Genomic DNA, 12286 nt, shown 5'->3' with positions numbered 1-12286 from the left:
AGTAGCAATAATATTTTCACCATACACAGTCTGTATTGAGCAATGAAAAAATTAACTAGAGAGTGTTGGGTCAACGCAGGATTTAAAATATTAGACACTGAGGGACATACCCGCTTTTCCAGTGAAAATATTGCTAGGCAGCTAAATGTAACCCGAGGATCTTTTTACCATCATTTTAAAAACCGCGAAGACTTTGTACGTACATTGCTTTCTCGTTGGGAGTTTGAATATACCGAGCTGATGTTGGCTCAAGCTAACATGGGGCGTACTCTTGATGATGTATTAAAAAGATACCTTGATGTAGCCTCCCAAAAACATCCATCAAGAGAAATAGCGATCCGAGCTTGGGCGCTCAACGACCCTCTAGTTGCCGAGTACCAACACCGTGTTGATGAAAAGCGTTTATCATTCATTATTAAAAAATTGCATCTGCTTTTTATTCCTCACGACTACGCCGAAAAAATTGGGAAATTAATTCATTTATGTTTCATTGGCGGCCAAATGTCAGGAGATCGACACGATGCTCAGGAATTTAACCAACTTATTCTTAATACACTGAGTTTAAAAAAACTTATTTTCCGTTTTTAAAGTTATTTATTTTTAATATTGACACATTTTATGCACAAAAAAAAGGCACTCGCCCCCGAGTGCCTTTTGACTACAACTCACTGAATATAAAGTAAATTACACCTATTCAGCGGTTCTGGTACTTGTGCGAATTAGGTAATCAAATGCGCTAAGTGCGGCTTTGGCCCCTTCTCCGGCGGAAATAATAATTTGCTTATAAGGGACTGTGGTACAGTCACCTGCAGCAAAAATACCTTTAATGCTGGTTTCATTACGAGCGTCAATTTCAATTTCGCCCATACGGTTTCTGGCGACCGTATCACCTAACCAATTGGTATTTGGCAATAAACCAATTTGTACAAATGCGCCAGCAACTTCAAGTAAATGGACACTATTATTAGTGCGGTCTTTGTATTCAAGACCTGTCATTTTACTGCCATCGCCTTTTACTTCTAAGGTTTGTGCATTGACGATAATATCGACATTTTTCAGGCTACGGGCTTTTTGCTGTAACACTGAGTCCGCTTTCAATTCTGGTGCAAACTCCAGCACGGTCACATGTTCAACCACACCCGCTAAATCGATAGCCGCTTCAATACCCGAGTTACCGCCACCAATAACAGCAACACGTTTACCTTTAAATAATGGGCCGTCACAATGCGGACAGAATGTTACGCCTTTAGTGCGATATTCTTGTTCCCCCGGAACACCCATATTTCTCCAGCGTGCACCCGTTGAAATAATAATACTACGTGATTTTAAGATACCACCTGATGCTGTTTCGATTTGGTGTAATCCACCTTCTTCTGCAGCTGGGATCAGTTTTGCAACTAATTGACCATCAATGACATCAACATCATAGTTGTCCACATGGTTCTTTAATGCACCTGCAAAAATGGCGCCTTCCGTTTTGATAACTGAAATATAGTTTTCAATATCAACCGTATCCATGACTTGGCCACCAAATCGCTCACCAATCACACCAGTGCGGATCCCTTTACGCGCCGTATAAATTGCCGCTGAAGCCCCTGCTGGGCCACTACCAATAACAAGCACTTCAAAAGGTTCGCGCTCTGTTAGTGATTTTGCTGCACGCGCATCCGCATTGGTATCGACTTTGCTAACAATCTCGCTTAATGTCATACGCCCTTGACCAAACTCTTTTCCATTCAGGAAAACCGCAGGAACGCCCATTACATTACGTTCATCAATTTCATTTTGGAAAAGTGCACCATCAATAGCGGTATGGCTAACATTTGGATTTAAAACCGCCATCAAGTTCAGTGCCTGAACAACATCTGGGCAGTTATGGCAAGATAAAGAATAATAAGTCTCAAAATGAAACTCACCTTCAAGACCTTTAACCTGCTCTAATAACTCTAGTGCTTCTTTCGATGGGTGCCCACCAATTTGCAATAACGCCAGCACAAGAGAAGTAAATTCATGTCCCAGAGGCGAGCCTGCAAAACGCAAACCACTATCTGTGCCTGGGTTAGTAATTAAAAAAGAAGGTGTTCTTACTGCACTATTGCGTTCTTCACGCACAGTAACTTTATCGGACAACGTCGCAATTTGTTCTAACAGCTGTTTGATTTCATTTGATTTTTGGCTGTCATCTATATTAGCAACTAATTCAACGGGTTTAGTTAAACGTTCTAAATAGGCTTTCAATTGTGCCTGTAAATTATTGTCGAGCATGTAATCCCCTTTAATTTTTATCATAAAATCGGGTACATATACCCGTCATGATCCAAGTTGCAGGCCTAGACACCTGCAACCTGAATTATTCAGTATTAATCAATTAAGATAGATTAATTAGATTTTGCCGACTAAGTCCAAAGATGGAGACAGCGTTGCATCACCTTCTTTCCATTTAGCTGGGCAAACTTCACCTGGGTGGCTAGCAACATATTGCGCTGCTTTTACTTTACGCAGTAAATCTGAAGCGTCACGGCCAATGCCTTCTGCTGTAACTTCAATCGCTTGGATAATACCTTGTGGGTCAACAACGAAAGTACCGCGGTCTGCTAAACCTTCGTCTTCACGCATATTTTCAAAGTTGCGTGTTAATGCGCCTGTTGGGTCACCAATCATTGTATATTTGATTTTACCGATAGTTTCTGAACTTGCATGCCATGCTTTATGGGTAAAATGTGTGTCAGTAGAAACAGAGAAAATTTCAACACCTAATTTTTGGAATTCTTCATAATGGTCAGCAATGTCACCCAATTCAGTTGGGCATACAAATGTAAAGTCAGCTGGATAAAAGAAGAAAACACTCCATTTACCTTCAACATCTTTCTCTGAAACGTGAATGAACTCACCGTTTTTAAATGCTTGGTTATTAAATGGTTTGATTTTAGTATTAATTAATGACATATGATGTTCTCCTGTTTGGTTGCCTATTAAGTTACTGTTTTACAGTAGCTTAATCCAATCATTACCTACTATCGATTTGATAGGTACAGTCTAACCATATTTCAAAAATCAATAGGTGAGACATTAAAACGCTTACTGATCTGTTCAGCAAGCGTTTTATTTATAAGGTCTATTTTATGTTCTGTGAGTTAAGCCATGGTGGCAATCGTTTTGCGAAAACGAATGAGTGCAAGGGAAAAGAATACAGCGCCAATGACAACGAGCACTGCAAATTGAGGCCAAACAATTTGGAATCCTGCTCCACGATATAAAATCGCCTGAGCTAAACTAACAAAGTGTGTGGTTGGCATGGTTAACATAATATCTTGAACGAGCTGGGGCATACTTTCTCGTGCTGTCATCCCGCCAGAAAGCATGTTTAATGGCAACAGCACTAAAATCATCAACAAACCAAACTGAGGCATGGATCGTGCAATTGTCCCCATAAAAATACCAATTGATGTTGTCGCAAATAAACTCAAGGCAACCCCACACATAAACAATAAGATAGACCCTTCAATGGGGACTTGTAGCAATGTTTTTACCACTAAAATTAAGGAAAGACCGGATGCAATCAGTACCACCAGCCCCATTGACCATATTTTTGACATCATAATTTCAAATGGTGTTAGTGGCATGACCATCAAGTGCTCAACGGTACCGTGCTCTCGCTCTCTGATAAGTGCAGCCCCCGTCAAAACGATCGATAGCATCGTAATATTATTGATAATTGCCATAACAGAACCGAACCATGACTGTGTCAAATTAGGATTAAAGCGCATGCGCACTTCCAAATCGACAGGCAAACTCGCATTACTACGGTATTTTGCTAAAAATTCGTTCACTTCTCCTAAGGTAATATTTTGAATATAACTATTCCCTAAGAAGGCTTGGCTCATTCGTGTTGCATCAATATTCACCTGAATTTCCGGATGACGGCCGGCAAGTACATCACGTTGAAAGTTAGGCGGAATATCTAATGCAAATGTATATGAGCCACGGTTTAACAAACCATCAATTTGGTCTGGTGTGATATCTACGGGTGATAAGAAGTAAGGTGCATAAAAGCTATTGATTATCCGGTTTGATAACTGCGACTTATCTTGGTCAGCAATTGCAATGGGGGCATTATGTAAAGAGCCGGGTGTCACGGTTGCTGACGAATATATTGACACCGTAAAAGCAAAAACAATTAAAGCTAGCATCGCTTTATCGCGGCCTAAACTGCGTAATTCTTTGATACCTAAATTAAATATATTCTGAATTTTACGTATCATCACTATGCCTCCTGCTTTTTCAGGAATAAAACACTTAATCCAATAACTAGTGGTACGGTGATCAGTAATGGAATAAATGATGACTGTAAATCGAATAAATTTAATCCCTTAGAAAAGGTTCCTCGCGTGATAGTCAGAAAGTGTGACGTTGGATAAACCATTCCAACCCAACGGCCAATACCCTCCAATGATGAGACAGGGTCAATCATTCCTGAAAACTGAGTTGCTGGTATCAACGTGATGATAGAAGTACCAAAAATTGCCGCAATTTGGCTTTTCATAAAACATGAAATTAGTAGTCCCATACCTGTTGCAATACTGATATACAGAAATGCTGCTAGCGTTAATGTCAGAAAACTACCTTTGAATTCAACACCAAATATATACACTGATAATATGCAAAGTAATACAAAGTTAAACATACCTAATAAAATGTAAGGGAGCTGTTTTCCAAGTAAAAATTCTAATTTGGTGATCGGGGTGACATAAAGATTGATAATCGAACCAAGTTCTTTTTCTCGAACAACACTTAACGCACTCAGCATCGCAGGTATCATCATTAATAATAATGGAATAACCGCGGGAACAATCGCCGGCAAGCTGCGAACATCTGGGTTATAACGATATCGCGTTTCAATGTCGATAGCGGGCATTCCAGCAACGCCTACGGGTTGACGAGCAGCCATCGTACTTAGCCATGCTAAGTGCATTGCTTGTACATAGCCACGCACAGTTTCAGCACGGTTTGGCATGGCACCATCAATCCACACGCCAATTTTAACGTTATTACCACGGGCAACATCCCTTGCAAAGTTAGGTGGAATTTCAATCGCAACGGTAATATTGCCGCTACGCATGCCAGCCTCTAAATCATCATAGTCTTTGATTGGAGGTTGTTCGATAAAGTAACGTGAACCTGCTAAGTTCAAAGTATATCCCTGACTTAGCCCTGTTTGGTCGCGATCGAGTACTGAAAAGCGTAAATTTTCCACATCCATGCTAATACCGTAACCCATGATAAACATAAGAATTACAGTCCCCAATAACGCCAGTGTTGAGCGGACAGGATCTCGACGCAATTCCATTCCTTCCCGAATGGAATAACTGAATAACCGACGCAAGCTAAAGCGTTTTTTCAATGCTTCAGTCGCTTGTTCTTTCAGTTCAGGGTCAACATGAAACTCAGGCGCAGTTTCTTGCCCTTGCCCTGCATCACCTACCGCATCTTGCAAATAAGCAATAAAGGTTTCTTCTAACGTCGCTAATCCGCGTTTTTTGGTTAAGTTTGCAGGCGTATCACAATCAAGTACCTTTCCTGCGTGCATCAATGAAATCCGGTCACAGCGTTCGGCTTCATTCATAAAGTGAGTTGAGATAAAGATTGTGACGCCGTCACGCCTTGATAAATCGACCATTAAGTTCCAGAACATATCTCTGGCAACAGGGTCCACTCCCGACGTTGGCTCATCGAGGATTAACATTTCAGGTTCATGAATAACGGCGACAGCTAAAGATAACCGTTGACGAATTCCTAAAGGCAAATCGTCTGGCATTACGTCTCGCACATCATCAAGTTCAAAACGCTGACACATTTCATCTACACGCTGAGGAATTTTATCTTCCGGTATATGGAAAAGTTTGGCATGCAAAACAAGGTTTTGTTCAACACTGAGTTCACTATATAACGAGAATGCTTGCGACATATAACCGACGCGCTTACGGGTCTCGATGTCTTTAGGGTCAATTTCTTGACCAAATAGCCAAGCTTGACCTTCACTGGCTTGAAGTAAACCCGTTAGCATTTTCATGGTGGTGGATTTACCACAGCCATTGGAGCCTAGAAAACCGAAAATTTCCCCTTTCGGAATTTTAAAATTAACATGGTCAACAGCGACAAAGTTGCCAAAACGCATGGTTAGATCTTGGGCTTCAATGGCAATAATATTGTCTTTTGTGGTATCACGCGCAGGGATCACAACCTTCTTGTGCCCGCTACGCTTTTCTTCTGGTAGTAATTGAATAAACGCAGCTTCAAGGTCATCACATTGCGTCTGTGCTTTTAATTCAGATGCATGACCCGTGGCAAGCACCTTGCCATCATCCATTGCCACTAACCAATCAAAATGTTCGGCCTCTTCCATATAAGCTGTTGCGACCAAAACACTCATATTGGTTTGTCGCAAACGAATACGATCGATTAAATCCCAAAATTGTGCACGAGATAACGGGTCAACCCCAGTGGTAGGTTCATCTAAAATTAATAAATCGGGATCATGAATTAACGCACAACATAATCCCAACTTTTGTTTCATGCCTCCTGATAACTTGCCAGCAGGACGGTCTTTAAAGGGGGCAAGCCCTGTACTTTCAAGTAAATCTTGAATGCGATATTCACGCTCAGCTTTTGATTGGCCAAATAAACGACCAAAAAAATCGACGTTTTCATAAACAGATAATGTATGGTAGAGATTCTTCCCTAAACCTTGGGGCATGTAAGCAATACGAGGGCAAACAGCTCGACGGTGTTCAATATCATTCATATCACCATCAAGTACCGTTATTTGGCCTTGTTGAATTACTCTTGCCCCCGCGATCAGAGAAATCAAGCTTGATTTTCCTACGCCATCTGGGCCAATCAACCCAACCATTTTTCTTGCTGGGATGGAAAGTACAATGTCATCCAACGCACAATTATCACCATAATGCTGGCTGACATGCTGTATATCGATAATCACATCATCCATCAGTTTATTGGTCATTGTGGTAATCTCACCTCAAGTTCAGCAGGCCAAGATTCATTCGGATCTAAACGTACATACGCTTTACCGGGTAACCCTGTTTTGACATATTCTAAGTGTTGCTCTAATAACTCAGGGGAAATACGCGCACGTACTCTGAACATCAATTTTAAGCGTTCATTTTGTGTTTCTACGGTTTTGGGTGTGAATTGTGCAACACTTGCCACGAATGTGGCTTTTGCTGGGATCACGATGTTTGGTGCAGCATCGAGTATAATGTGAACATCACTGCCTAAGGCAACTTTACCGGCATCTTCAGTTGGTAAGAAAAAGGTCATATATACATCACTTAAATCAACCATATTCAAGACCCGCCCACCAGCACCAAGTACCTCACCTGGTTCAGCTACACGATATTGAATACGACCATTTCTTGGCGCTTTTAGAATGCTGTCATCTAAATCCGCAATAATACGACGTTCCGTTGCTGTCGCTGCATCAACACGGTTTTTCGCTTGAACAATACCGGCACTTGCAGAATCAATCGCTGATGTCGCGGCGGCAACTTGCGCTTTTGACGCCTCCAATGCTGCGCGAGAACCTTGCATTTGTGCTGTATCGTCATCGACTTGTTGTTGAGAAACAGCGTTGGTTCTTACCAAAGCTCTAGAGCGATTCAACCGTTTTTGTGCAGCGTCTAATTCCGCTTCACGTTGACGAACAACGGCTTGAGCAGCAACTTTTTCACTTTTTCGTTGGGCTAAAGCAGATTCGGCTGTCGTCACTGCGCTAATCGCTTGGCGCAACTGGGCTTGTACTTCATGAAGCTGCTCTTGAAGCGCTCGAGTATCCATACGAGCAAGTTCTTGGCCTTCTTTAACAAAATCCCCTTCTTTGACGTTAATCGTTTCAATGCGCCCTGCAGTCTTAGTCGCAATATCAATTTCCGTTGCTTCTATACGACCATTACTTTGTGCAAATCCAGCAGGTAGCCCACCTGAGTTAACATTCCAGTAATAAAAACCACCCGCAACAATAATTATTATTAAAATGATGTAAAAAAATATTTTTTGCTTATTTATTTTCATACCATCCCTTTCCATTAAATGAGAAAACAAGGAACAACAATTATTTTGATTATTAACCTGGTAAATATTAATAAAACGAGATAACTGTCCTATATGCTAAATAAATACAACTAAGACAAAAGTAATAATTTTTTATTTTTTAACTATGTTAGTACGTGTAAACACAGTTATTAAATTAGCTATCTATCTAATTTAATAACATTTTATCAGCATTTAAGTTAAGTGAAGTTGCCTTGTGTCACAAAAAGGTAGAATAGACAGATAAAAACAATAATAAGGCATTAATTGTATACATTTAATTCAATATATAAAAAATAAAGCCAGTCAATTAGTTTACTGGCTTTATTAATAGCATTTGATTTGAATAAATATTAGCAAGCAAATTCAGCTATCGTTTTCTCGTCCATTCGGTAACGAACCCACTCATCCTGTGGTTGCGCACCTATGCTTTTATAGAAATCAATTGCTGGCTGATTCCAATCAAGAACGCTCCATTCCAAACGCTGGCATTTTCGATCCACAGCCAATTTTGCAATATGTTTCAATAGTTTTTTCCCAGCTCCTGCTCCCCTAAAATCAGGAGATACATATAAATCCTCTAAATAGATGCCGCTATTACCTAGCCATGTTGAATAACTTGTAAAGAACACGGCATACCCTGCTGGTTGCCCATCCACATAACAAATCAATGCTTCAGTGCTTGAATTTTCATCGAATAAGGAATTTTCGATATCAGCAACTGTTGCTTTCACTTCATGACGTGCTTTTTCGTAATCCGCAAGTTCAATGATCATATCTAATATCAATGCGGCATCTTGGCGGGTTGCTGACTTTATTTCTACGTTCATTTGGGACTCTCTTATCTTTTGAATCCTAATTTTAAACGCTACTAACGAAGAACCCAATTCACAGCAGTATTATTCATTTCTTCGTGCATGATATAAGTATCATTTATATCTGTGGATATGCTTAATTTAACAATAATAATCAAACAACGCATTTCTGGACATTGTTTGCCAAAGACTATGTTTGCTATGATTATCTCATGGATTAACTTAACAAATATTAAGGAGGCTAATCTATGCTGTTGTGTGATCTTATTGAATACTCACACTTCTTTGGTAATCGCCAGAGCTCAGGCTTTCACAGTTTTATACTGCGATAACCCTGCCTGAGCGAAGCCACTAAAGAAAATCTTCCCTCAGCTTACTGGGTTGTCGTGACGACTATACCCTGGCATTTTTATGCCTAAAATTTGAGTAAGCTATGAGCACTTTATTAACTGTAAAATCACTAAATTACGATACTTCAACCTCGACTTTATTGAATGACATCTCTTTTACCGTTCAACAAGGCGACCGTATTGGTTTAATTGGCCATAACGGAAGCGGGAAAAGTACATTATTGAAGCTAATAACCCAGCAGTTGTTCCCTAATAATGGCAGTATTACTTATGCGAATCACTGCGTTACTGCTTATATTGAACAACATTTACCCGATAATATTGCTTCCTTGACACTGCTTGATGCACTAGTTCAAAAATTACCTGAACAAGACAAAGTCACTGAACGCTGGCGGGCTGAAGTTTTATTATCAGAATTAGGTTTTACACCTGAACAGTGGGAACAAAAAGCTAATGCCATCAGTGGAGGGCAACATACTCGTTTGCTTCTAGGTCGTGCTTTAATTGAGCAACCCGATTTACTACTACTTGATGAACCGAGTAATCATTTAGATTTACCCACACTTATTTGGTTAGGTAATTTCTTACAGTCATGGAAAGGCAGTTTCGTACTCGTGTCTCATGACCAGTCATTATTAGATAAGGTGAGTAACTGCACTTGGATTTTACGAGATAAATCACTGCATTTTTATCGGTTACCTTGCAGTGCAGCACGGCAAGCATTGAGTGAAAAAGACATCACTGATGCACGTCGTAATCAAGCCGAGCAAAAAGAAATTGACCGTATTGCATCAAGTGCCAAGCGCTTAGCTATCTGGGGACATGTGTATGACAACGAAGCCTTATCACGCAAAGCCAAGCAGATGGAAAAACATATTGACCGGCTTAAAGATGCCCAAACTGAGTTAACTGAAGGCTATCAATGGAAGCTTGCTTTAAATGGCAAAGCGATTCCTGCAGATAGAGTTTTGGAGTTGGAAAATACCGTTGTTTCAACACCGAATGGAAATCTGTTGTTTAAAACGGCATTTTATCAAGTGAAAAGTGGTGACCGTATCGCCATCATGGGCGCTAATGGCTGTGGTAAATCGACACTATTACGTCTACTTTGGCAATGTTATCAACAAGATTTACGCTATAGCTCGCAATTGAAGTTTCACCCAGCAATCAGTGCTGGTTATTATGACCAACAATTAGAGCAGCTAAATGATAATGATAGCCTACTAGAGGCACTACGTCATTTTGCACCTTTAACCGATGAACAAAGAAAAATGGCCTTGATTGGCGCTGGTTTTGCTTATTCACGCCATCAACAGAAAGTAGCAACACTGAGTGGTGGAGAACGCGCTAGGTTATTGTTTATTGGTTTAAGTTTAGCTCAGTACGAGTTGATTTTATTGGACGAACCTACCAATCACCTTGATCTAGAAGGCAAGGAAGCGCTTTGTGAGCAAATTAGCTTATTTTCTGGAGCATTATTGGTTGTAAGCCATGATAAATGGCTCATTGAAAATAGCTGCCAACGCTTCTGGTTTATCGATGATAATCGGCTAGAGGAATACCTTAATATTGATGATATTTATCATAAAATCGAGCAGCAATCCCAGTCATTATTAACGACTACACTTGGGAGAGATGTCTCTGTTAAATCGGCGATTAAAATTTCTTGTGAGGAAACTGCTCATGAAGATGAGCTACTAGAAACATTGCTGATATTAGAGCAAAAGTTACTTGCGGATCAAAAACGCAAACTAAGCCACCAAAAACCACAGTTACAACAACAGTGGATAAATGAAATAGCCCAAATACACGCTAAATTGGGCTTATAACCGATACCCCCTGATGACGCTAAGTGATCAGGGGGCCTTCTTAATAAGTCGTATACTGATATAGGATGATAGTTACAGTTTACAAAATAATTATATGTACCCTAAAATTTACGTTATTGACGAAATAATAGAAAGTTGAGTGCTGTTATTCATCAATAATAAAAATAATTGCATTTATTCTTTATGCCTTTCGTATGAATAAAGATTTTGTAAACTATCCAAATTATTATTTTATTTTTTGTTTTTTAGCTCGCTTAAAATATGACGTTGGAACATTGGGGCAGACAACCTCTTTAAACTTAACATCTTTATTCGTCTTCACAGGCGGTTCATTTTCAGAAGTATCCGGGGCGTTGCTCTGTGGTATCTTGCTTGTCTCTTTCATATATAAATGCTCTTTTGCTTGTATAATATCATTCGTTTTAGCCATTTGATTTTCCTTCTGCCACTAACACCGCATTGACTTGCTCAATTCGTTCCACTGCGCGGTTAATGATCTCAACGACTCTTGTTGTCTCTTCTTTTGTCAACTGTTGTATCACGATTTGGTGTCTCAACAATGACTTAAATTTATCTACAGCACATTCAATTTCATTCGCAAATTGATTACCTGCTTTTAATTCCTGTGCATATTTTAATTTTAGTTGAACTTCTGCCAATATTTCAGCTTTGAGTAATAAAAAACAGCGGCCTTCTGGAGTAATCACATAACACTTGCGCCCTTTTCCATTATCTTTACCCGCTGAAATAAACCCTAACTCTTCTAATAACGTTAGAGTCGGATAAATTACACCCGGACTTGGACAATAAAAACCTGCCGTTTCTTCTGCAATTTTTTTTATTAACTCATAACCATAATTAATTCCCCCTGTCAGTAAATGTAGGATATAAATCCTTAACTGTTTAGGGTTAAACATACGACTGACACTTTTACCGTTACACAAACACGGGTCTAGTTGTTGTTCACTGGCCATTAAAATTCTCAGGGTTATTCATTCTAAAACCGATATATCTAATATAATAGTTACTTTTACAGAAAATGCCAGCTTTAGATATATCTGTTTTTGTGCATAATGTGCTAATGATAATCATTCTTATATGGATTATACCGACTAAATGTCGATACAACAGTAAAAAATGTGCGGTAAATTGTCTAACAGAGTAAATTGTGCAGTAAATTTGAGAA

At 39.6% G+C, this 12286-nt stretch carries 10 protein-coding genes; 2 read left to right on the top strand and 8 right to left on the bottom strand.

Annotated elements, in window-relative coordinates; all coding sequences use genetic code 11:
• The first annotated feature begins 42 nt into the window (after positions 1-42).
• Complete coding sequence (locus tag PSF09_RS06820) at positions 43-588, top strand: TetR/AcrR family transcriptional regulator (protein WP_272664934.1); 546 nt, start codon at positions 43-45, stop codon at positions 586-588.
• A 102-nt stretch (positions 589-690) separates the two neighbouring features.
• On the opposite strand, the gene ahpF is transcribed toward PSF09_RS06820, so the two are convergent.
• From ahpF to PSF09_RS06790, 6 genes are all read right to left on the bottom strand, one after another.
• Complete coding sequence (gene ahpF / locus PSF09_RS06815) at positions 691-2265, bottom strand: alkyl hydroperoxide reductase subunit F (protein WP_272683657.1); 1575 nt, start codon at positions 2263-2265, stop codon at positions 691-693.
• 117 nt (positions 2266-2382) lie between these two features.
• A complete protein-coding gene (gene ahpC / locus PSF09_RS06810; RefSeq protein ID WP_272664936.1) occupies positions 2383-2946 on the bottom strand; it encodes an alkyl hydroperoxide reductase subunit C in 564 nt (187 codons plus the stop codon).
• A gap of 188 nt (positions 2947-3134) precedes the next feature.
• Positions 3135-4259: an ABC transporter permease gene (locus PSF09_RS06805; protein ID WP_272683768.1), complete on the bottom strand. Its 1125-nt coding sequence runs from the start codon at positions 4257-4259 to the stop codon at positions 3135-3137.
• Positions 4260-4264: 5 nt separating this feature from the next.
• Positions 4265-7021, bottom strand: coding sequence for a ribosome-associated ATPase/putative transporter RbbA (gene rbbA, locus PSF09_RS06800; RefSeq protein WP_272664937.1), 2757 nt, complete (start codon positions 7019-7021; stop codon positions 4265-4267).
• Entirely contained in the window at positions 7018-8088 is a 1071-nt protein-coding gene (locus PSF09_RS06795; RefSeq protein WP_272683656.1) for an HlyD family secretion protein, read from the bottom strand. Before PSF09_RS06795 ends, rbbA begins: the two co-directional genes overlap by 4 nt.
• A 371-nt stretch (positions 8089-8459) precedes the next feature.
• On the bottom strand, positions 8460-8936 hold the full coding sequence (locus PSF09_RS06790) for a GNAT family N-acetyltransferase (RefSeq protein ID WP_222959679.1): 477 nt from the start codon (positions 8934-8936) through the stop codon (positions 8460-8462).
• A gap of 418 nt (positions 8937-9354) precedes the next feature.
• Here PSF09_RS06790 and PSF09_RS06785 point away from each other — a divergent pair, with 418 nt between their 5' ends.
• Entirely contained in the window at positions 9355-11100 is a 1746-nt protein-coding gene (locus tag PSF09_RS06785; RefSeq protein WP_272683655.1) for an ABC-F family ATP-binding cassette domain-containing protein, read from the top strand.
• Between the two features lie 226 nt (positions 11101-11326).
• Here PSF09_RS06785 and PSF09_RS06780 read toward each other — a convergent pair whose 3' ends face one another.
• Positions 11327-11530, bottom strand: a complete 204-nt coding sequence (locus PSF09_RS06780; RefSeq protein WP_222959681.1) for a DEAD/DEAH box helicase — start codon at positions 11528-11530, stop codon at positions 11327-11329.
• Positions 11523-12074 (bottom strand): PadR family transcriptional regulator, encoded by a 552-nt coding sequence (locus tag PSF09_RS06775; RefSeq protein WP_004910786.1) that lies wholly within the window; start codon positions 12072-12074, stop codon positions 11523-11525. Before PSF09_RS06775 ends, PSF09_RS06780 begins: the two co-directional genes overlap by 8 nt.
• Positions 12075-12286 lie beyond the last annotated feature (212 nt).

It is taken from the genome of Providencia sp. PROV141 (assembly GCF_028481645.1).
Classification (GTDB): domain Bacteria; phylum Pseudomonadota; class Gammaproteobacteria; order Enterobacterales; family Enterobacteriaceae; genus Providencia; species Providencia rettgeri.
This window is presented reverse-complemented; position numbering and strand designations above follow the sequence as displayed.